20 protein-coding genes are annotated in these 21,573 nt (G+C 65.0%); 12 read left to right on the top strand and 8 right to left on the bottom strand.

Annotation, left to right across the window (positions count from 1 at the left end):
• Nucleotides 1-11: 11 nt before the first annotated feature.
• Complete coding sequence (locus AC5RUO_RS01380) at nt 12-2,030, bottom strand: ABC transporter ATP-binding protein (RefSeq protein WP_494102591.1); 2,019 nt, start codon at nt 2,028-2,030, stop codon at nt 12-14.
• On the bottom strand, nt 2,027-3,760 hold the full coding sequence (locus tag AC5RUO_RS01375) for an ABC transporter ATP-binding protein (RefSeq protein WP_494102590.1): 1,734 nt from the start codon (nt 3,758-3,760) through the stop codon (nt 2,027-2,029). The genes AC5RUO_RS01380 and AC5RUO_RS01375 overlap by 4 nt, the downstream gene beginning before the upstream one ends.
• A gap of 296 nt (nt 3,761-4,056) precedes the next feature.
• Between AC5RUO_RS01375 and AC5RUO_RS01370 the strand changes: the two genes are divergently transcribed.
• On the top strand, nt 4,057-4,563 hold the full coding sequence (locus AC5RUO_RS01370; protein WP_494009574.1) for a TM2 domain-containing protein: 507 nt from the start codon (nt 4,057-4,059) through the stop codon (nt 4,561-4,563).
• Nucleotides 4,564-4,581: 18 nt separating this feature from the next.
• Nucleotides 4,582-4,953 carry a PH domain-containing protein gene (locus AC5RUO_RS01365; RefSeq protein ID WP_494102589.1) on the top strand — a complete coding sequence of 124 codons (372 nt, stop codon included), beginning with the start codon at nt 4,582-4,584 and terminating at the stop codon, nt 4,951-4,953.
• A 113-nt stretch (nt 4,954-5,066) separates the two neighbouring features.
• On the opposite strand, the gene AC5RUO_RS01360 is transcribed toward AC5RUO_RS01365, so the two are convergent.
• A complete protein-coding gene (locus AC5RUO_RS01360) occupies nt 5,067-5,450 on the bottom strand; it encodes a RidA family protein (RefSeq protein WP_494102588.1) in 384 nt (127 codons plus the stop codon).
• Entirely contained in the window at nt 5,443-6,081 is a 639-nt protein-coding gene (locus AC5RUO_RS01355) for a bifunctional 4-hydroxy-2-oxoglutarate aldolase/2-dehydro-3-deoxy-phosphogluconate aldolase (protein WP_494102587.1), read from the bottom strand. Before AC5RUO_RS01355 ends, AC5RUO_RS01360 begins: the two co-directional genes overlap by 8 nt.
• A 98-nt stretch (nt 6,082-6,179) precedes the next feature.
• Between AC5RUO_RS01355 and AC5RUO_RS01350 the strand changes: the two genes are divergently transcribed.
• Nucleotides 6,180-7,328 (top strand): ABC transporter substrate-binding protein, encoded by a 1,149-nt coding sequence (locus AC5RUO_RS01350; protein ID WP_494102586.1) that lies wholly within the window; start codon nt 6,180-6,182, stop codon nt 7,326-7,328.
• Here AC5RUO_RS01350 and AC5RUO_RS01345 read toward each other — a convergent pair.
• Nucleotides 7,297-8,463: an amidohydrolase family protein gene (locus AC5RUO_RS01345; RefSeq protein WP_494102585.1), complete on the bottom strand. Its 1,167-nt coding sequence runs from the start codon at nt 8,461-8,463 to the stop codon at nt 7,297-7,299. The genes AC5RUO_RS01350 and AC5RUO_RS01345 overlap by 32 nt on opposite strands.
• A gap of 29 nt (nt 8,464-8,492) precedes the next feature.
• Between AC5RUO_RS01345 and AC5RUO_RS01340 the strand changes: the two genes are divergently transcribed.
• Nucleotides 8,493-9,467: a Gfo/Idh/MocA family protein gene (locus AC5RUO_RS01340; RefSeq protein ID WP_494102584.1), complete on the top strand. Its 975-nt coding sequence runs from the start codon at nt 8,493-8,495 to the stop codon at nt 9,465-9,467.
• Here AC5RUO_RS01340 and AC5RUO_RS01335 read toward each other — a convergent pair.
• On the bottom strand, nt 9,464-10,198 hold the full coding sequence (locus AC5RUO_RS01335; protein ID WP_494102583.1) for an IclR family transcriptional regulator: 735 nt from the start codon (nt 10,196-10,198) through the stop codon (nt 9,464-9,466). The two genes, AC5RUO_RS01340 and AC5RUO_RS01335, sit on opposite strands and share 4 nt — an antisense overlap.
• Nucleotides 10,182-11,198, bottom strand: a complete 1,017-nt coding sequence (locus AC5RUO_RS01330; RefSeq protein ID WP_494102582.1) for a sugar kinase — start codon at nt 11,196-11,198, stop codon at nt 10,182-10,184. The genes AC5RUO_RS01335 and AC5RUO_RS01330 overlap by 17 nt, the downstream gene beginning before the upstream one ends.
• Nucleotides 11,199-11,317: 119 nt before the next feature.
• Between AC5RUO_RS01330 and AC5RUO_RS01325 the strand changes: the two genes are divergently transcribed.
• The 8 genes from AC5RUO_RS01325 to AC5RUO_RS01290 all read left to right on the top strand — a co-directional run bounded on the left by AC5RUO_RS01325 (nt 11,318) and on the right by AC5RUO_RS01290 (nt 20,437).
• The gene (locus tag AC5RUO_RS01325) at nt 11,318-12,667 is read left to right on the top strand and encodes an ABC transporter substrate-binding protein (protein ID WP_494102581.1); all 1,350 of its coding nucleotides are present in this window, start codon (nt 11,318-11,320) and stop codon (nt 12,665-12,667) included.
• Nucleotides 12,664-14,229 (top strand): N-acyl-D-amino-acid deacylase family protein, encoded by a 1,566-nt coding sequence (locus AC5RUO_RS01320; protein WP_494102580.1) that lies wholly within the window; start codon nt 12,664-12,666, stop codon nt 14,227-14,229. The genes AC5RUO_RS01325 and AC5RUO_RS01320 overlap by 4 nt, the downstream gene beginning before the upstream one ends.
• On the top strand, nt 14,226-15,356 hold the full coding sequence (locus AC5RUO_RS01315; protein WP_494102579.1) for a pyridoxal-phosphate dependent enzyme: 1,131 nt from the start codon (nt 14,226-14,228) through the stop codon (nt 15,354-15,356). Before AC5RUO_RS01320 ends, AC5RUO_RS01315 begins: the two co-directional genes overlap by 4 nt.
• Entirely contained in the window at nt 15,332-16,111 is a 780-nt protein-coding gene (locus AC5RUO_RS01310; RefSeq protein WP_494102578.1) for an SDR family NAD(P)-dependent oxidoreductase, read from the top strand. Before AC5RUO_RS01315 ends, AC5RUO_RS01310 begins: the two co-directional genes overlap by 25 nt.
• The gene (locus tag AC5RUO_RS01305; protein WP_494102577.1) at nt 16,101-17,015 is read left to right on the top strand and encodes a phosphotriesterase family protein; all 915 of its coding nucleotides are present in this window, start codon (nt 16,101-16,103) and stop codon (nt 17,013-17,015) included. The genes AC5RUO_RS01310 and AC5RUO_RS01305 overlap by 11 nt, the downstream gene beginning before the upstream one ends.
• Nucleotides 17,016-17,018: 3 nt before the next feature.
• Nucleotides 17,019-17,891, top strand: a complete 873-nt coding sequence (locus tag AC5RUO_RS01300) for a carbohydrate ABC transporter permease (RefSeq protein WP_494009587.1) — start codon at nt 17,019-17,021, stop codon at nt 17,889-17,891.
• Nucleotides 17,888-18,796, top strand: coding sequence for a carbohydrate ABC transporter permease (locus AC5RUO_RS01295; protein WP_494009588.1), 909 nt, complete (start codon nt 17,888-17,890; stop codon nt 18,794-18,796). The genes AC5RUO_RS01300 and AC5RUO_RS01295 overlap by 4 nt, the downstream gene beginning before the upstream one ends.
• A 246-nt stretch (nt 18,797-19,042) precedes the next feature.
• Nucleotides 19,043-20,437, top strand: coding sequence for an MFS transporter (locus tag AC5RUO_RS01290; RefSeq protein ID WP_494102576.1), 1,395 nt, complete (start codon nt 19,043-19,045; stop codon nt 20,435-20,437).
• A gap of 62 nt (nt 20,438-20,499) precedes the next feature.
• On the opposite strand, the gene AC5RUO_RS01285 is transcribed toward AC5RUO_RS01290, so the two are convergent.
• A complete protein-coding gene (locus tag AC5RUO_RS01285) occupies nt 20,500-21,567 on the bottom strand; it encodes an LLM class flavin-dependent oxidoreductase (RefSeq protein ID WP_494102575.1) in 1,068 nt (355 codons plus the stop codon).
• Nucleotides 21,568-21,573: the final 6 nt, after the last annotated feature.

Raw genomic sequence — 21,573 nt, 5'->3', positions numbered from 1 at the left:
ACCCCCGCCGGTCAAACCTCCGCCACGGGCGCCGCGAACTGTGCCTCGTACAGCCGGGCATATGCCCCACCGGCGGCCAGCAGTGTGGCGTGCGTGCCCTGCTCCACGATCCGGCCGGCCTCCATCACCAGGATGAGGTCGGCGTCGCGGATGGTGGAGAGGCGGTGCGCAATCACGAAGGACGTACGGTCGCTCCGCAGCGCACTCATGGCCTTCTGCACCAGCACCTCGGTCCGGGTATCCACAGAAGAGGTCGCCTCGTCCAGAATCAGTACCGACGGCCGGGCCAGGAACGCCCGCGCAATCGTCAGCAGCTGCTTCTCCCCCGCGGAGACGTTCGCGCCCTCGTCGTCCAGCACGGTGTCGTACCCGTCCGGCAGTGAGCGCACGAACCGGTCCACATACGTCGCGCGTGCGGCTTCGAGAATTTCAAATTCGGAAGCACCTGGCCGGCCGTAGGCGATGTTGTCGCGGATGGTCCCGCCGAACAGCCACGTATCCTGCAGCACCATCCCCATCCGCGAGCGCAGCTCGCGCCGCGGGACCGAGGTGACGTCGACGCCGTCGAGCGTTATTCTCCCGGCGTCCAGCTCGTAGAACCGCATCATCAGGTTCACCAGCGTGGTCTTTCCTGCACCGGTGGGCCCCACGATCGCCACCGTCTGCCCCGACTCCGCCACCAAAGACAACGAAGAGATCAGCGGCTTGTCCGGCGAGTACGAGAAGGACACGTCCTCAAACACCAGCCGCCCGCGCCCAAACACCGGCGAAGCAGAAGCAGCGGGCTCAGTCGATTCCTCCTCCTCGTCCAGCAGCTCGAACACCCGCTCGGCAGAGGCCACCCCGGACTGCAGCACGTTGGCCATGGACCCCAGCTGCGCCAGCGGCATGGTGAACTGCCGCGAGTACTGGATGAAAGCCTGCACGTCACCCAGCTGCATGGCCCCGGACGCCACCTGCAGGCCGCCCACCACGGCTATCCCCACGTACACCAGGTTCCCGATGAACGTCATGGCCGGCATGATCAGCCCGGAAATGAACTGAGCCCCGAAACTGGCGGAATACAGCTCCGCGTTCTTCTGCCGGAACCGCTCGCCCACCTCCTGCTGCCGGCCGAACACCTTCACCAGCGCATGCCCGGTGTAGGTCTCCTCGATCTGCCCGTTCAGCTCCCCCGTGTGCTTCCACTGCGCCACGAACAGCTTCTGCGAGCGCTTAGCGATCAGCGCCGTGATCCCCAGCGTCAGCGGAATGGTCACCAGCGCGATCAGCGCCAGCGTGGGCGAGAGGATGAACATCATCACCAGCACGCCCAGCACCGTCAGCACCGACGTGACCGCCTGGCTGATGGTCTGCTGCAGGCTCTGCGAAATGTTGTCCACGTCGTTGGTCACCCGGCTCAGCAGCTCACCGCGCTGGATCGAGTCGAAATACCGCAGCGGCAGCCGGTGGATCTTCGCCTCGACCTCCCCGCGCAGCCCGAACACCGTCCGCTGCACCACCCCGTTCAGCACATACGCCTGCACCCACATAAACGCGGACGACAGCACATACAGCACCAGCGCCCACGTCAGCACGTTCCCCAGCGCGGCAAAATCGATCCCCTGCCCCGGCGTCAGGGCCATGGGCGTCAGCATGTCCGCCTGCTGGTTCTCCCCCGCCGCCCGCAGCTGCGCAATCACCTGCTCCTTGCTGGTCCCGGCCGGCAGGTCCCGGGACACCACCCCGGCGAAGATCAGGTTGGTGCCCTCCCCCAGCAGCCGCGGCCCGATCACCGAGAGCGCCACCCCGGCCACCGCCGTGATGAACACCAGCAGCAGCCACGCCCGTTCCGGCCGCAGCTTGCCCAGCAGCCGCTTGGCCGACGGCCAGAAGTTCATCGGCTTCTCCGCCGGGACGTTCATCCCTGCGAAGGGCCCGCCCCTCCCCGGTCCGCCCGCGGGACGGGGAATGCGTACGACGTCGGCGCTTCCGGTCGTGGAAGCGGGTGCGGTTCCTGCGCTGGTTCCGGAGGAGGGGCGCGGGCTCATACCGTCTCCTCCGCCGCCAGCTGGGAGGAGACGATCTCGCGGTACGTCTCCGAGGTCTCCAGCAGCTCGTTGTGCGTTCCGCGCCCCACGATCCTGCCGTCGTCGAGCACTAAAATCTGGTCCGCGTCCACGATGCTGGAGACGCGCTGGGCGATTATGACCAGCGTGGCGCCGGCGGTGCTGCGCTTGAGCGCCTGGCGGAGGCGGCCGTCGGTGCCGGTGTCCAGCGAGGAGAAGGAGTCGTCGAAGATGTACAGCTCGGGCCGCTTCACCAGGGCCCGGGCGATGGCCAGCCGCTGCCGCTGCCCGCCCGAGACGTTGGTGCCGCCCTGGCTGATGGGCGCATCCAGGCCTTCCTCCATCCGCTCCACGAAGTCCTGGGCCTGGGCGATGCGGAGCGCTTCCCAGAGCTCGTCCTCCGTGGCGTCCGGCTTGCCGTAGAGCAGGTTGCTGCGCACGGTGCCGCTGAACAGGTACGGCCGCTGCGGGACCAGGCCGATGTGCCCCCAGAGCAGGTCCGGGTGCAGCTCGCGCACGTCCACGCCGTCCATCCGCACCGAGCCGGTGGTCGCGTCGAACAGCCGGGGCATGAGGTTCACCAGGGTGGTCTTGCCGGCGCCGGTGCTGCCGATGATCGCCGTCGTCTGCCCTGCCCTGGCGGTGAAGCTGATCCCGGACAGGACGGGCTGGTCGGCACCCGGGTAGGCGAATCCGACGTCGCGCATCTCCAGCTCGCCGTTCCTCACCTTGGTGGTGACGGGGCGCTCCGGCGGGCGGACGCTGGACTCGGTCCGCAGGACCTCGCCGATCCGGTCGCCGGAGACGGCGGCACGCGGGATCATCACGGCCATGAACGTGGCCATCATGACGGACATCAGGATCTGCAACAGGTAACTGAGGAACGCGATCAGGGTGCCCACCTGCATGGAGCCGTCCTGGATGCGGAACGCGCCGAACCAGATGACGGCCACGCTGGAGACGTTCAGCACCAGCATCACCACGGGGAACGCGAGCGCCATCAGCCGGCCGGCGCGCAGGGCGGTGTCCGTGACGTCCTCATTGGCCTGTGCGAAGCGGTTCGTTTCGATGTCCTCGCGGACGAAGGCGCGGACCACTCGGATGCCGGTGAGCTGCTCGCGGAGGACCCGGTTCACGGTGTCGATCCGTTTCTGCATCTTGCGGAACAGCGGCACCATCCGGGCCGTGATCAGGCCGACGGCGAGAAGCAGCACCGGGACGGCGACGGCGATCAGCCAGGACAGCTGCACGTCCTGCCTGATGGCCATGATCACGCCGCCGATGCTGAGCATGGGGGCGGTGACCAGCATGGTGGCGGACATCAGGACCAGCTGCTGGACCTGCTGGACGTCGTTGGTGGATCTTGTGATGAGGCTGGGCGCGCCGAACTTGGTGACCTCCTGCTCGGAGAACTCCCCCACCCTTTGGAAGATGGCGCCGCGCAGGTCCCGGCCCACACCCATGGCGGCCTTCGCAGCGAAGTAGACGGCGATGATGGCGCAGGCAATCTGCAGCAGGGTGATGCCGAGCATCACGCCGCCGAGGCTCAGGATGTAGCCGATGTTCCCCTTGGCCACCCCCTCGTCGATGATGTCCGCGTTCAGCGTGGGCAGGTACAGGGACGCGATGGACTGCGCCAGCTGGAAGATCACGACGACGAGCAGCAGCGTGCGGTGTGGCCGCAGGTATTCAACAAGCAGTTTCCAGAGCATGGGCGGCTCCCGGCTGACGGACTGTCCACAAAGGTGGTGCGAGGGTCAGTTTACGTCCGGCGGCTGGGGGTGGCGCCGTGCCCCGGGCGGGAAGTTAAGCGGTTCTCGGAGGGCGTACAAGGTGCTTGGTCGTTGAACGCCGTGGAGTCTGCGGCAGGAAACACTAGGACTAACAGCGAAACTTGCCCCGTGGTCAGTCACACTTATGAGGGCAATGGATTCTGGGGGATGCCGTCGTTGACTGCCGCCGCCCGGTCACCTAGGGCCGCATCATCATTTTCCGGAAGGCAGCAACCATGACACAGCAACATCCCGACGCCAACTCGCCCGGACAGGAAACCTACGGCCAGCCTGCGCCCTCTCCTGACAACGGTTCCCAATCCCCCACCCGGCCGCCCTTCCCCGGCCCGCAGAACTCCTCACAACCACCCCTGCCCCAGCCCCCGCAGTACTCGGCACAACCACCGATGCCGCCGCAGCCGTACTACTCTGCCCAGCCACCCATGCCGCAACCCCCGCAGTACTCGGCACAACCACCCATGCCGCAGCCCGGCTATGGCTACCCGCAGTCCAAGTCGAAGATTGCAGCAGGTTTGCTGGGGATATTCCTGGGCTCCTTAGGTGTCCATCGCTTTTACCTTGGGTATACAAAGATCGGCATCATTCAGCTCGTGCTGGCGATCGTCTTGAGTGCGCTTGGCTTGGGCTTCCTCGCCCTTTGGGGCGTCATCGAGGGCATCATGATCCTCGTAGGAGCCGTCTACTTCCAGCGGGATGCCCACGGCGTTCCGCTCCGCAAATAAGCCGAAGGAGGCTGCACCTTGACTGAGATCATCCATGACAAGTTCGAACAGCTTGAGCAGATTAAGGCCGGCCTCCTGCAGGGCGAAACCGTTTACGCCGTTTACGACTGTATCGGCGTCGGTACCGGCTTCGTGGGCATCACCAACATGCGCGTCATCCTTCAGGACAAGAGCTTCGTAGGAAACAAGCTCGCCGTCGTGTCAGTGCCCTACAAGAACATCCGCTCGGTCTCCATGCTTTCCAACAAGTCGATGATGGGCAGGTTCGCGTCAACCTCGAGCATCGGAATCGACACCGGTGGCAGCATCAAGGAAGCGGACTTCCGCGGGGATGACAAAGCCAAGCACGCTCACGACCTGATCCTTTGGAACATGCTGACCACGAAGTAGCAGTCATTGCTTCGGGCGGGCGGCCGGATACTCCGGCCGCCCGCGAGCGTCTTCCCGCCGGCCCAACCGAGACCACCACGGCCTCAGCCAGCTTCACAGTGGATTCCCTGCCGTCACTCCGGCAGCACGGCGATTCCGTCGATCTCGACCTTCATTCCGGGTCCCAGCCCCGCGGAGACTGTAGTGCGGGCGGGATACGGCTTGTCGAAGAACTCCCCGTAGACCTCGTTCATGCCGGGGAACTCGCCGTGCTCGCTGATGAACACACGTACCGTGACGAAGTCGTTCATGCTGCCGCCGGCGGCCTCGATCACGTACTTGAGGTTCTGGAGCGTCTGGCGGGTCTGCTCCTTGATGCCCTCTCCCACTAGCTTGCCGGTTTTGGCGTCGAAGCCGCCCTGTCCCGCGAGGTACAGGGTGGTTCCAACTTTCACCGCCTGCGAATAGGAGGCAACGGGCGTTGGGGCGAGGGCGGTAACGATGTCCCGCTTAGTCATCTGCACTGTTCTTCCTTTTCGTCCTGTTTTCGAGATGGGAGAAGTAGTCAAGGGCGGACGGATCACTGAGCGCGCTGCCCACCCCCACGCCCACGGCCCCGGCATCGAGGAAGTCCTGGGCATTGGACGGGGTGACCCCGCCGACGGCGACGAAGCTGACCTGCGGGAACGGCCCGGCGAGGGTCTTCAGTGTGCCCGGACCTGCCATGTCCGCAGGGAACAGCTTCTGGACGTTCAGGGACATGCTGAGCGCATCGTGGATCTCGGTGGGCGTTGCCACCCCGGGCAAAATGGGGAGCCCGAGCTCCTGGGCCCGCTTGATGGACGGCGGGAAGAACCCCGGTGCGATCAGGAACTGGGCGCCTGCCTCCTGCGCACGGTCAACGTCCTCGGGGGTGCAGATGGTGCCGGCACCGATCTGCCGGTCGGGACCGCCTGCAGCAGCCTCTGCGGCTTCCTTCAACGCGAGGAACGCTTCCTGGGACTGGAGCGGGACCTCCACCATGCGGATCCCGGAGTCCCAGCAGCGGACAGCCATCTCCACGGTTTCCGCGACCGGCAGGCCTCGGAGGATCGCTATCACAGGCGACACCAGCAGGTGGCGGAGGAAGAAGTCGGAATCGTTGGCCACGGCGCTTCCTTGATTCTTGGGGAGACTGTGCGGCTCCTACCCTATATAGTTGTTGCACATGCTGTCCAGAGCATTGCGCATATTGCAACGGAGGAATAGTGCAACCACTTCGGGTGTGGCTGAAGGCAGGGCACACTGTCGAAATTATCCGGCGCCTTTTGCCCGAATTCCGCGCTTCAACGGGAATCGAGGTTGCCCTCGAGGTAGTTCCCGAGGGGGTGGCACATGATGCCTTGGTGCAGGGATCCTCGTTGGCCGATGTGGTCACTGTGCCTTTCTGGTATGTCGAGGAATTGCGGGCCGCCGCCATACTGCTGCCGCTAGCAACGGACGACGTCGGACTGGACGAAAGTGCCTTCATTCCACATGCGCTGAGAGCGCTGCGGCGGGACGGCTTGCTCTGGGCTGTGCCCCATACCCTCACCGGGGGCATGCTGGCCTACCGGCAGGACGCCTTCGACGCAGCCGGGTTGGGGCCCCCACGGACGCTGACCGATGTTCTCAACGCACACGCTGTGCTGCTGGAGCGGGGCATGGGACTGGTGGCACGGTGCAACGGCGAGTTTTCCTCCCTGGAGACCTTCTCGGGGTGGGCGGCGGCCAAGGGCGTGAAGCTCCTACCCGACGCCGGCGACCCTACCTTCGAAAACCTGCGCGACGGCGCCGCGGACCTGGTGGAGGCACTGACGGGCGGACCCCGGGACCTGGCAGAGCTGGACTATGCGGGTGTGGGGAACCTGGTCAGCGACGGACAGGCCTCCCACCTCTTCGACACCAGCGCTTGGGCCTTCCAATTCGAGGACCCTGGATCGCCGGTGCGGGGACGGATGGGCTACACCACCGTCGGCGATGCACGCCCCGCGCAGTTCGTCTATGGCGAAGGCCTGGGCATCACGGCGGGCTGCCGCAGCGAAGAGGATGCCCGGCAGTTCATCGCATGGCGCCACTCGGAGGAAGTGCTCCGGGCCGAGGTTGAAGGCATCCGGCGTATTGACATACCGCGGGCGGACCTGCGGGAGAGGGACTGGTACCGGGACTTCGTTGCCGCGGCGGGGCTGCAGGAGTGCCTGCGGGCCGTGGACGAGTCCTGGTCAGGCATCGACTTCCGCCACGTCCCGCTACGGGCGGACTTCGTGGAAGCAGCCCGGAGGCTGATGGGCGCCATCAGCGGGACGGTTTCAGGGAAATATGCCTCCCTTGCCCAGGCCTACGATGTCACCTACCAACAGGCCGGCCGCCAAGGATGACCTCATTGATTTTGTACAGCGCCCGCAGGTCTTCGAGCGGATCGGCGTCCAGGCACAGGACGTCCGCCCGCCGTCCGACGTCGAGGTATCCCGCGCCATTCTCCAGGAGCCTTGAACCGTTGACGGTCATGGCGCGAAGTACCGAGGCCGGGTCCATGCCGGTGCGGTGCAGGTGCAGCGCCTGCTCCTGCATACCGAACCCGTGGGGGTTGAACGTTGTTCCGGCATCCGTTCCCACAGCCAGCGGCAGATTAGCCCCTACCGCCAGTTCCAGCGCGGCGCGCTCGTGAGGGGCATGGGCGAGGATTTTCGCCAAGGTTTCAGGGTTCGCCGTCTCCCGCTGGTCAGACGAGACGAAACGCTCGGTGGCCACCAGGGTGCTCACCAGCGTGCTGCGGCTCCCGGCCAGCAGGGCGGCCTCGTCTGCCGTGAGGTAGGAGAAGTGTTCAATGGAGTCCACCGCAGCAGCGATGGCATTCCTGATCCCCTCCCGCCCGTGGGCGTGGGCTGCCACCGCCAGTCCGGCACGGTGCGCTGCTTCCGTCACGTGGCTGATCAGGGAAGGCTCCATCTGGGTGGCGCCGGGTACTGTGCCGGTGGTTATTACACCGCCTGTGGCAAAGAGCTTGATCCAGTGTGCGGCGAGACCGGAGATGGCCCCGATAGCTTCCTCATATTCGCCGGGCGTCGTAGCCCAGCGGGAGAGGAAGTTGCCGTGGCCGGTGGGGGAGCTTATGGCACCGGCCGCCACGATCCGAGGGGCTTGCGCGGAACCCAGACCGCCGCCCCTTACCGCATGCAGCACCGCATTCTCCCGGCTGCCGAGGTCCCGAACTGTAGTCACTCCGGACTGAAGATGACGGAAGGCGTTGGCCTTGATCAGGCTCTGCCGGGCAGCGGGGTCCGAGGCTCTTGCCTCCTGCTTCACGTCCGCCCCGCCGGACAGCGCAAGGTGCACATGGCAGTCCACGAGGCCCGGGATGGCCGCGGCGGAGGTGTGGCGGGGGATGTCGCCTGGCCCCTTACCCGTTCCCAGGTCCTTAATGAGGCCATCACTGATGGTCATCCAGACATCGTCCACCGGCTCCAAATCCGGGCCGAGGAATGCTTTTTTGAAGCGAATGGCGTTATGCATTGTCTCCCTACCAATCATCGGAGGTTCCCATGGCCAGCACATCAATCCGGGTCGCGGTAGTAGGCGCCGGAGACTTCGGCAGGCGGCATATAGCGACACTCGCCGCCCTTCCGGAGTTCGACCTGGTCGCGGTCGCGGACCGCAACGAGGCAGCTGCTCTTGAGGCCGCGCAACCTCACGGGGCCCGCCCCTTCGACAGCCTGGAGGCGGTCCTCGCAGGGCTCGAGATCGACGCCGTCGTCATCGCCACTCCCCCTGCCGCCCATATGGCGGATCTCGTCCTGGCGCTGGACCGCGGTCTTCCGGTCCTCGTCGAGAAGCCGGTGGTTACGAGCGAAGCGGACCTGGCAGGGCTGGAGAACCTGCCGTCCCAGCTCCGGCGGCTGGTACTCCCGGGCCACATAAGCCGCTACCTTCCGTCGTTCTGCGCCTTGCGGGAGCGGATGCGCGGCGAGACGGTCAGGGCCATCCGGGCCGTTCGGTATGTCCCCCGCGAGCGCCTAGCGATGCACGGGGAGTCGCATCCCGCCCTGAGTGCCATGGTCCACGATTTCGACCTCATCCGTGCCCTGGTGCCTTCCGAATTGGAACATGTCAGTTCCGTCCAATCGTGGATCGACCCGGCCCTGCCCCATCCGCAGGCCGTCTTCGTCCACCTCCGGTTCGCAGACGGGACGATCGCATCAGTTGACAACCTCTGGACCCTGCCTCACACCCGGAAGTACATCGACGCGCGTCTGGAAGCCTCATCGCACGAAACCCTTGCCGTCCTTTCCCTCCCCGGGGGAGAAGTGTCGTTTGCGACCACCACGGGAGAATACGCTCCCGCCGTCGAGCTTGAGGGGTCTGTCTACGGTGTGCCGGCCGGGGCCCTGGCGAATCAGCTCCGGTACTTCGCCGCCCACACCCGGGGAACTGTTGTGGAGCCTGCGGTGACCCTTGAAGATGCACTCTGGTCGGTGCGGCTGGCCCTCGAAGTACAGCGGCAGGCGTCGGGCGCCTAGGTGAATTCCCTGCTGATGGCCGCGGCTGCCTCCTGAAGGAGGGGTTCGATCTCCAGAAGCTGGTCCCGCGGAAACGTGATCACCGGCGCTGACACTGAAATGGCGTGTGAAACCGTGCCCGATCCGGTGCTGATGGCTACGGCAACGCAGTGGATGTAGTCCTCGTGTTCCCGGTCGTCGATGGCGTAACCGCGCTGGCGGATCTGTTCCAGTTCCGCCAGATAGGCTTCGGCGGTGACGATGGTGCGCTCGGTATGCCGGACGTATTTGATCCTGTGTGCCAGCTCGATCTGCTCCTTGATGGGGCGCTGGGCGATGATCGCCTTGGCTACGCCGGTGCAGTAAAGGGGGGCGGTGGCCCCGACGCGGGAGTACATGCGTACCGCGGTCTGGGCTTCGTACTTGTCGATGTAGAACACCTCGCCTTCGTCGAAGGCCGCAAGGTGGACTGTCTGCTGGGTTTTCTCTCCGAGCATGCGGATGTACGGGGCAGCGATCGGGCGGATGTCCAGGCTGCCCAGTGCCACTGCCGCCAGCTTGAACAGCTGGGGACCAAGGCGGTAGCGGTGGGTGTCGCTGTGCCTGACGTAACCCTGGGCTTCGAGTGTCTGGAGCAGGCGCAAGGCGGTGGACTTGTGCACCCCCAGCATCTCCGCGGTCTCGGCGAGGTCCTTGTCGCCCTCCCCCAGGAACGGAAGGATCTGCAGGGCGCGGTCAACGGTTTGGGACACGTGTGCTACTGCTTTCTCTAAGGTCGGGCGCGAACCGATGGCCTCTCCAGGCCTCGTCGGTGAGCTGCAACAGCTCACTTATGTATTGTCGCCCGGGAAGGGCGCCTATGTCTGTTACTACGCTGAGCGAGCAGCTGGCCACGATCGTCCCAAGGCGCCCGGCGTCGCGGATCGTCATCCCCCGGAGATAGCCCGAGAGGAACCCCGCGGCGAATGCGTCGCCGGCACCGACGGGTTCGACGACGTCGACGACGAGGGCGGGCACGAAGACCTGCTCGTCCCGGCGGAAGACAGTGCAGCCTTCAGCACCCTGCTTCACCACAAGGAACTCAGGGCCGGGGAGGAGCCGCCGCACCTCCAGTGGATGTGTCGATCCCCAAAGGTCGTTCGCCTCGTCCAGCCCGACGAACACGATGTCGGCGGCACGGGCGATTGCAAGCATGGCCGCCGGGCCGTCGTCGTCCTTCCACAGCGCCGGCCGCCAATTGACATCGAACGACACAGCGGTGCCTGCTGCCCTCGTGCTGATGACCTCAGACAGGAACTCCCGGCATGACGGGGACAGCGCGGACGTGATTCCGCTGAGATGGACCACCCTGGCCCCAAGGGAGCCGACAAGACGGGCCGCTTCTGGGCCTATGGTGCTCGCCGCGGATCCCGAGCGGTAGTACCAGACCTTGGTCTGGGCTTCGGACCGGTCCTTGAAGGCCACACCGGTGGGGCGCTGGGGGTCCTGATCCGTGTGCCCAACGTCAACGCCGTAGCTGTGGATCTCATCCAGAAGGAAGCGGCCGAAGGGGTCGGCTCCGACTTTGCTGATCCATGAGACATCGGCACCAAGCATGGACAGGTACGCCGCAACATTCGACTCCGCTCCGGCCACCGAAAGCCGGAAAGCCGTTCCGGAACCCATTGCACCAGCGTTTTCGGGCACAAGCATCGCCATGGACTCGCCCACGCAGACGACGTCTGCCGCGGACTTTCCGGATTTTTCTTCCAAGAACACTCCCTGGGTTTCAGCTCCGCGCGTGTGATTGACACTACAAACCACGACTGTAATCATGGAACCATCCTTTTGCAACAGCCGTTGCATCATATGCAATAGCTCGGGAGGGCTAAATGAAATCAGTAAAAAAGGGGTTGCTGACTGGCCTGGTGGCCCTTGTCAGCAGCACCCTGATGATCACTTCATGCGCAGGCGGCGGCGTCACAGAGACCACCCCCACCGGCGGTCGGGAGTCCTTCCAGGGCACGAATCTTCGCGTGCTGCTCAAGGAGGGCTACGAGATCCAGGCCATCCAGCAATTCAAGGGGGAATTCGAGGAGGCCACCGGGATCAAAGTCGATCTTGAGGTGTACGACGAGCCCACTGCCCGCCAGAAACTCGTCCTGGATTCCACGTCGGGAACGGGAACCTACGACATCACATCCGGATCCTTCTGGAACATGCCTGAATTCGTCTCAGCCAACTGGTTGGAGCCCCTCGACGACTATGTCAGCAAGGCCAAGGATGACTGGCTGGAAATGGGGGACATCCCCAAGGGCGCACTCGATTCCATGACGATCGACGGCAAGCTTTACGCCCTTCCGCACACCATCATCGGCGGTATGTTCTTCTACCGCGCGGACGTCTTCCAGGAGTTGGGGATCCAGCCGCCGCAAACAACAGATGAGATCCTCGCCGCAGCGAAGGTGATCCAGGAAAGGCGCCCGGACCTGATCCCCTTCAGCGCCCGCGGAGCCTCCACTTTCGCTTCGCTCGGCACCGAGATCGGCTGGTCCTACGGCTACGACGCACTCCTGTTCGACAAGGACGGCAATCCGCAGGCCAACAGCCCGGAGATGAAGAAGGCCATGGCCGACTTTGTCACGCTCATGAAGGATTACGGGCCCAGCGACGCCGCAACCCTGACCTTCACGCAGGCCGGTGAGAAGTTCTCCTCCGGACAGGCAGCGATGATGTTCGATACTTCCGGTTTCGGCACCATCTTTGAAGACGCCAAGCAGTCCCAAGTGGCCGGAAAAATCGGGTACACCCTTCCCACCGGCCCCAGCGGCAAGAAGCTTCAGTGGCTGTACAACGAGGGCCTGGCCATCACGGCGAAGAGCAAGAACAAGAACGCCGCCTGGCTGTTCCTCCAGTGGCGGATGTCCCGGGACACCACCATGAAGGAGCTGACTCAGCTGAACCGTACTGACGTGCCAAACCTGAACGTCCTGCAGAGCAAGGAGTACTCGGACTACATGGCCTCGAAGGGCCTCGAGGAATTCAGCACGGCCCTCCAGGCAAGCTGGGAAGGCACCACGGCAGAACACTGGCCCTTCTACCCGGAGTTCACTTCCATCGGTGACACCTTCACCAAGGAGATCTCGGCGGCCATCGCCGGCAGCAAGTCTGTGGACGACGCGCTGGAAACTGCCCAGTCGGAGCTGACCACCATCATGAAGAACGCCGGGCACCTGAAGTGACCAGCTACCTGCTCCGGGGAGGCACCGTGTTTGATGGTGCCTCCCCGCGCAGGTTCCCGGGAGACCTGCGCATCGTCGATGGAAGGATTGCCGAGCTCGGTCCGGACCTGCCGGTCGATGGCAGCACCGGCATCGACGTCGGAGGCCTGTGGGTGGCGCCCGGATTCATCGACGCCCATTCCCACGCCGACGCGGCGGTGCTGACGGGGGAAAGCATGGAAGTCAGGGCGCTGGCGGGGGTCACCACCGAGATAGTCGGGCAGGACGGCCTGGGACTGTCCTTCGCCGATGGTGAGTCGCGCCGGATCATGGCGGACACCCTCGAGCCGATCGCCGGGACCCTCCCGGACGAGGAATTCCCTGACACGCAGTCCTACCTCGATTTCGCCGACCGCGGCGCCTTCGCACGGGTGGCCACCCTGATTCCGCATGGCACTGTCCGCGCAAAGGTCATGGGCCGGCAGCTACGGGACGCAACCGAGGAAGAGCGCGCAGCGATGCGCCGCCTGTTCCAAAACGGGATGGACCAGGGAGCCCTCGGGCTGTCCACAGGGCTGAGCTATGCCCCGGCGCTGGCTGCGACAACCACCGAGTTGATCGATGTCACCGGCGAGCTTCCGAGGGGCACACCGTACGTCACCCACCTTCGGGACTACGGGCCTGGCCTGGAGGAGTCGCTGGAGGAGGCACTGAAGGTCTGCACCAGCAGCGGCCTGTCACTGCATCTGTCACATTTCCATATCTCCGGTCCCGGCCGGGCCGGCATGGCGGGAGAGTTCGTTGAGCGCCTCCACCGTGCCGGGCAGGAGGTCACGTGGGACACCTATCCCTATACGGCGGGCTGCACCTTCATCGGCGCGCTTCTGCCACGCTCCATCCAGTCCCTGAACACGCCGGACCTCCTCGCCCATACGGGCGACGCGGCTTGGGCAGCGGACCTTGCTGCTGAGCTGGATGCCCGCGGTCCCGGCCCCACCTTCGCGGCGGGCTGGGATGCCATCTTTGTGGCGGGCCTCCAGGGGACCCCGTTGGAACGCTGGGACTACTGGTCCATTGCGCGCATTGCCGAAGAGGCAGCCATTTCCTGCGGTCGGGCCGTCCTGCAGCTCTTCGTCCAAGCGCAGGGACGGGCCTGCGTACTGGTTGACCAGGGCCATCCGGACAACATCCGAACCCTTGCCAGCACAGCCAACCACCTCGTGGGATCCGACGGCATCCTCGGCTCCGGTATCCCCCACCCCCGGGCAACCAACAGCTTCTACCGGTTCCTGGACTGGGCACACCGCCGCCTGCTGGATGTATCCGTCGAGCAGATGGTGGCCCGGATGACGTCCCGCACCGCGGCACGTTTCGGTCTTTCCACCGGGCGCCTTGCGACGGGGATGCCCGCCGACGTCCTGGTCATCCAGCCGGAGAAGCTTGAAGAAGGCCCGTCCATGGGCCCCTACACCCCCCGCGCACTGCAGCACTCCTTTATTGGGGGTGTTCCGGTCGTCAGCCAGGGATCGTGGCAGGGTTCCAAGCTCCCCGGCCTCGCGGCCAGAAGGGAAGTGCCGGCATGAAAACCGTCTGCCAGAGCTGCGGAATGGCGTTTCCCGGCACCTCCGGGCACTGCGCCGTGTGTGGAGGAGTGTGCCTTAGGACGGACCCGTGGACTGCCCGGCCGGACAGCGCCCCCTCACACACGCCGCTGGTCCGGAGCAGGATCCCGGGACTCGAAGGCACCTGGCTGAAAGTCGAGGGGGCCAATCCCAGCGGGTCCTTCAAGGACCGCGTCATGGACGTACTCGTTCGTGAAGCGGTGGCCGGAGGAGCCCCTGGAGCCGTCGTCGCCTCCTCAGGCAACGCGGCAGTGGCCGCCGCGACGCACTGCGCCCGCGCGGGCCTGCCCCTCCTCGTCCTGGTCCCGGAACAGGTCCCCATCCCCATCGTGGCCATGGTGCAGTTGCGCGGGGGCACCACCCTCCGCGTGGGCGAAGGCCCTGCGGCCGCGCATCACCTGGCCAAACTCGTCTCAGACAAATACGGCCTGCCGAACCTCGCCTCCACCTTCGGCGCCTCCGGCTGCGAGTGGGCCTGCAGATCCATCGGACACGAAATCTCCGCCCAGCTAAAGGATCGGCACGTTGCCTCCCTCGCCGCCGCCGTCAGCGTGGGCCCGGTCCTTCTGGGTACAGCCCGCGGGCTAACCGAATCAGGACGGCCTTCGCCCCGCCTGGTGGCCGGACAGGCCGCGGGCTGCGCCCCGATTGCCACTGCCTTTTCCGAGGGCCGCCAGGAGGTCCAGCCGTGGGACGGGCCCGTCCTGACAAAGGCCACCTCGATCGCGGACAGGCTTACCGGGTACGCCCCCGAGGGCACGTTCTTCCTGAACCGCGTCCGGGCCAGCAACGGCACCATGAGCGCCGCCGATGACGCCCTGCTCCGTGACATCAGGACTGACCTTGCCCGCTATGACGGGCTGGACGTCGAACTGTCATCCTGCGCCGCCGTGACAGCCCTCATCGCCGCGGGGCTGGGCGGCGAGGAATCAGTGTGCATCCTCACCGGCGCAGGCGTGAAGGAAACCCTTACGGGCTGGGAGCCCACTCCGCCGGGCACCGGCGTCGACGAATTTTTTGGTTCGATCCTCAACGACCCCGCCGGCGCGAAGGAGGTGGACCAGTGGATCCACGAGTATCAGTTGTAACCGGCGGAGCCAGCGGCATTGGCCTGGCAGTTGCACGCAGGCTCGCCGCCCACGGCCCCACCGTCGTCGCCGACCGCGACGGGACCGCGCTTGTCGCCGCTGAACAAGAGGGCTTGTCCCCTTACCGCCTTGACGTGGGCGACGCCGAGGCCTGGGCAGGATTCGCCAGTCACCTCGGCGAGAAGTACGGCCGCCTCGATGCCCTGGTCCACAACGCCGGCATTGCCCCGATAGCGCCCCTCACCGAGACCACCAACGCCCAAATTGATGCCACCTACGCAACGAATGTCCGCTCGGTACTCGTCGGCACCAGGGAACTGTGGGACCTCCTCACCGCATCGCGGGGAAGCATCGTCAATGTCGCCTCGGTCGCGGCCCTCGTCGGGCAGGACCGCTCCGCAGCCTATGTGGCCTCCAAGGGCGCGGTGGTCGCCCTTACCCGCGCACTGGCGATAGAGCTGGCACCCTACGGCGTCCGGGTCAACTCGGTGTGCCCCGGCACCACCATGACTCCCCTGTTGGAACGCCACTTCAAGAGCATCCCGGCGGGGGACCAGGCGCAGGAGCATCTGACCCGGCGCCATCCACTTGGCCGGCTCCTCACCCCGGAGGACATCGCACCCTCGATCGTGCACCTGCTGTTTCCCGAAACAGCAGGTGCGATGACCGGCACCAACATCGTCGTCGACGGCGGCCTGACCGCTTCGTTCGACTACGGCGACTCATTCTCCGGAGGAGGATCACATGCACGTTAGGACCGTACGGGGCATGGCCGAACTCGACCCCGCCCTGGCTGTACTGCCCCACGAACACGTCATCATCGACTACCGGCAAAAGGAAGGAGCCGCGCCCCCGCCCACGCTTGCCACGGAGGACGATTGCGTCCGGGCCCTCAAGGCCCTCCCCACGATGGGCGTCCAGGCCATCGTGGACTGCACGCCGCCGGGTTATGGACGGGACCTGGACTTCCTGCAGCGCGTCAGCGAGCGGAGCGGCGTCCACATTATTGCCAGCACCGGGACGTTCTGCGAGCAGTGGAGTGATCAGCCCGCGTGGGTGCGCCGCGCCGCCGTCGAAGACCTGGCTGCTGCCTTCATCGCCGAGCTCAGCCGCGGCTGCGGGGTCATCAAGGTAGCTACGAGCCAGGGTGAAGCTACGGACAACGAGATCAAAGCCATCAAAGCCGCGGCGCAAGCCCACCGGGAAACCGGCGCGCCCATAGTGAGCCATACAACCGGCTCGCTGGGCATCGAACAGGCCGGGCTCTACTCCGAATTTGGCGTGGACCTGGCCAAAGTCCTCATCTCGCACGTGTGCGCCGACGAGGAACCTCCTGGATACGCCATCGACATAGCCCGGCGGGGAGCTTTCGTCGGCTTTGACAGGATCGGGCATACCTCCCACAGCGACGATCACTGGATCCAACTCATCCAGAAGCTCGCCGCCGAGGGACTGGACGGCAGGATCCTGCTAAGCCACGACAGTGTCCAGCAGTTCACGGGTCCGGAGGCGATTGCAGGCCACACCTTCAGCGATATCTCCTACCTGCCGGAGTCCTTCCGGCACCGCGCGCTGGAGGCTGGACTCCAACGTGACATCTTCGCGCAGCTCACAATAGCCAACCCCCTGAAGTGGCTGGCATCGAACGAGGTGAAATAGGAAATGAAAACAAGCCGGGGATACACGCTTCTTTCGCTGACACCCTCAGCACTGATCTTCCTGGTCGTCCTGGTCTTCCCCACCATCTACATCATGAATCTGATGTTCAAGCGGGAGACCCTCACAGCCCCCGCAGGCAACCGTTACATCGGATTCGAGAACTTCACCCGCCTTGCCGGTGACGAGAGGTTCTGGCAGGCGGCAGGCCAGTCAGCGGCTTTCTCAGCCGTCTCCATGGCCGTAAGCATCCCCGTGGGCATTGCCATCGCCCTGCTGGTAGCCCGCAGACTGCGCGGGCACGGCCTCTTCCGCATCATCCTGATCGTTCCCATGGTGCTGGCACCCCTCGTCGTCGGAGCCATGTTCCGGTTCCTCCTCGACTCGGGCGGGTTCATTCCCTGGATGTTCAGCCTGGTGGGGCTCACCGCTCCGAGTTTCCTGTCCATCCCCGGCGTCTCACTGGTCACGGTCGCATTCGTGGACGCCTGGCAGTGGACTCCCTTTGTGGCGATTGTGGTGGGGGCAGCCATGGAAACGGTCCCCAGAAACGTCATGGAAGCTGCAAAGATCGACGGCGCCAACGCCTGGCAGGAGCTGTGGCACTTCATCCTCCCGCAGATCCGTCCGCTGCTGGTGCTCGTTGCCCTCATTCGGTTTATGGACAGCTTCCGTGAGTTCGACAAGCTCTTCATCATGACCAACGGCGGGCCCGGGACGTCGTCAGAAACCCTTCCGATCTACCTCTGGCGCAACGCCTTCCAGTATTTGGATCTGGGCTTCTCAGCCGCCGTCGGCTTCGTAGTGCTGGTCATCATCAGCGCTGTCAGCACCTTCATCGTCAAATTCTTCCGAGCAAGCAAGGGAGTATCAGAATGACCTCGCACACCACCTCCAGGCGCAGGACCGCCGCCGAGGGCCCGCCCCGGAGTCCCAGCCCGGCCGCGTCGACCCCTCCCCGGCAGTTCCACTCCCGGAAGCTTTGGGACATCCCCAACTATGTGGCAATGATCCTAGTCAGCCTGGTGTGCCTGGTGCCGGTGGCGGTGATGCTCCGCATCGCAGTCACACCCCAGGTGGACTGGCGCCAGATCCCCATCGACTGGTTGCAGGCACCTGACTGGACCTCGTTCGAACGCGTTCTGGGCAGCACCTTCCCGCGCGCATTGCTCAACAGCTTCCTTATCGCCCTGGTCACCACGGCCATCGTCGTCACGCTGTCCGCCATGGGCGGCCACGCCCTCGCAAGGATGAAGGGCAAGCACAAGGACCGCTTCCTCTTCCTGGTCCTGGGCACACGCATGGGTCCTGCGGTGGTCTTCGCACTGCCGATCTACCTCCTTGCAGCAGGCGCAGGCCTCATCGATACATACGCTGGAATCATCGCCGTCTACATCGTCTACAACCTTGCCTTCGGTATCTGGATGATGCACGGCTTCTTCCTGGACATCCCCTCTGAAGTCGAAGAGGCCGGACTGGTGGACGGCCTCTCGGAGTGGGGCGTCTTCCGGAAGCTTTCGCTGCCCATGGCCGCATCGGGTGTCATAGCCACCGCCACCCTGGTTTTCATTCTCACGTGGAACGAATTCTTCTACGCCTTCGTCCTCACCCAGCGGACGGCGAATACCTTCCCCACAACGATCCCCGGATACTTCGGCGCCTTCCAGGTCGAGTGGGGATCAATGTTCGCGGCAAGCACCCTTGGCATCCTTCCGCCTGTCATCTTCGGTATTTTGGCCCGTAAGTGGCTGGGGAAGGGGCTCTCGGGCGGCCTCGTCGACTGAAAGGAGCGCGAGAGGCGTTTCGTCGACGCCGCGGCACTGCCGCACAATTTCACAACTGGAAGTCAGGTGGATCGTCCGGGAATGTCTCGGACGATCCACCTTTGACGTAACCCCGATCACGCCGTATTCTTGATGAAACGATTCAAAGGACGGGCTTTCCACGAGCCGTTGCAGGACGACAAAGGTCATATTGACCGTACGGAACCAGGTTCCGGCTCCTTGCCAATGACGACGAAGGATCACCACATGAGCACCACCCCCGGGGCAGTGTCCCCAGCCCCTGAAGCCAGTGCCGGCAAGAGGGACCCCAAGAAAGCCGCGATGAGCGGCTGGATCGGCAGCGCACTCGAGTACTACGACTTTGCGCTGTACTCGCTGGCCGCGACGCTCATCTTCCCCGCCATTTTCTTCCCCACTGAGAACCCGACCGTGGGGATCATCGCCTCGCTCGCCACCTATGCGGTGGGCTACGTCTCCCGCCCGGTAGGCGCCGTCGTTCTCGGTGCATATGGTGACCGGCACGGACGCAAGCAGGTGCTCGTCTTCGCCATGCTGCTGATGGGCTTCGCCACCTTCGCCGTCGGCCTGCTGCCCACGTACGGCCAGGTGGGCATCCTGGCGCCGATCCTGCTGGTGATCCTCCGGCTCATCCAGGGCTTCGCGGTCGCAGGTGAACTGGGCGGCGCCAGCGCAATGATCGTGGAACACTCCCCCGACGCCAAGCGCGGCTTCTTCGCGAGCTTCAGCCTGCAGGGCACCCAGGTGGGCTCCATCCTGGCCACCGCGGTCCTGCTCCCGCTTGCCGCGATCCTGCCCGCCGAGCAGTTCCAGTCCTGGGGCTGGCGCATCCCGTTCCTGCTCAGCGCCTTCGTGATCCTGGCCGGCTACGTGATCCGCCGCCGCGTGCAGGAGCCGCCGGCGTATGCGGCACAGTCCGCAGAGGGCAAGGCCAAGCAGCGGTTCCCGCTCGTTGACCTGGTCCGCAGCTACCCATGGGTCCTGGTTCGTTGCGTCCTGATGACCTTCACCAACGTGATCGGCATGGCGACCCTCATCTTCGGCGTCTCCTACGCCACGCAGAAGGGCTACGGCAACGGCTTCTCCAGCAGCGACTTCCTGTGGGTGACCCTTGTGGCCAACATCGCCGCCGTCGCCACCATTCCGCTGTTCGGTGCACTTTCGGACAAGATCGGCCGGCGGATGCTGATGGTGGCGGGCGGCCTGGGCGGCGGCGCGCTGGCCGGCGGCTACCTCTGGGCCATCGAACAGGGCAGCCTTGCAATGGTCTTCGTCTGCATCGTCATTGTGCAGGGCCTCTTCTTCCAAATGTGGAACGCCACCTTCGCCACTTTCTTCCAGGAGCAGTTCCCCATGCGGATCCGCGTCACCGGCTTCGCGGTGTCGCAGAACCTGGGCCTCATGATCGCCTCGTTCTTCCCGAGCATTTTCACGGCGGTGGCGCCCCCGGGCTCCACCAACATTCCCGTGGTCATCGGGCTGACTACATTCGGCATCTGTGCCGTGGCAGCACTGGCCACCCTCCTGTCCCCCGACACCCGGGGCAAGTCGCTGGATGACCTTGAGGACAGCAAGGCCAACGAATCTGTCCAGCCGGATGAGCTGGCGGGCACGGCGCGCTGATTACTGGAAAAAGCGGGACGGCCGGCTGGTGGATACCAGCCGGCCGTCCTGCTTTTTGAGCCCTACTGGGCCGCAACCGCCGGCTGCTCCTGGAAGGCCGGCACGACGTGCTCGATGAAGAGCTCGAGCGAACGCTTCTTTTCCTCGTGCGTGAGGCTGTTGTCCGACCAGAGGCTGAATTCGGTGACGCCGAGCGACTCGTAATGGCGGATCCGCTCGATCACCTCTTCCGGCGTTCCGATCATGGCGGTGCGGTGGAGGGACTCGGGCGTGAACTCCGGGCGCTCGGCGAACTTCTCTTCCGGGCTGGGCTCCAGGAAGCCGTTGACCGGGGCAGCCTTGTTCCCGAACCAGGCATCGAAGGTGCGGTAGAACTTGTTGATCCCTTCGGCGGGCCGGCGCCAGCCTTCGGGGTCGTCCGCGGAGTGGACGTGGGTGTGCCGTAGGACCATGAGGTCCGGGCGAGGGACGCCGGGGTTGTTTTCGACGGCGGTATCAAACTTGCGTGCCAGGTCCTCGACCTCCTCGTCGCCCTTCATGAGTGGGGTCACCATGACGTTGCAGCCATTGGCGACCGCGAACTCGTGCGAGGAGATGTCGCGGGCGGCGATCCACATGGGCGGCGTCGGCTTCTGGATCGGCTTGGGGACGCTGGTGGACGTCGGGAACTTCCACACCTCGCCGTCGTGCGCGTAGTCGCCTTCCCAGAGCTTCCGCACGGCCGGAACGAGCTCGCGGAGGTGCTTGCCGCCGTCGACCGCCGGCATGCCGTCCAGCAGGCGGTCGAACTCGAACTGGTACGCGCCGCGTGCCAGCCCCACTTCCATCCGGCCGTTGCTGATGACGTCCAGGAGCGCGCACTCCCCTGCAACCCGGAGCGGGTTCCAGAAGGGCGCGATGATGGTTCCGGCACCCAAGCGGATTTTGGACGTGCGGGCTGCCAGGTAGGCGAGCTGGGGCATGGGGCTGGGTGAGATGGTGTACTCCATGGAGTGGTGTTCACCGATCCAGACGGTGCTGAACCCGCCCGCTTCAGCCATGAGGGTGAGCTCGGTCAGATTCTCGAAGCATTCGCGGTGCGAGACGGATTCGTCCCAGCGTTCCATGTGGACAAAAAGTGAAAAGCGCATGTGGTG

Source organism: Arthrobacter sp. Y3221087 (genome assembly GCF_059089905.1).
This window is presented reverse-complemented; position numbering and strand designations above follow the sequence as displayed.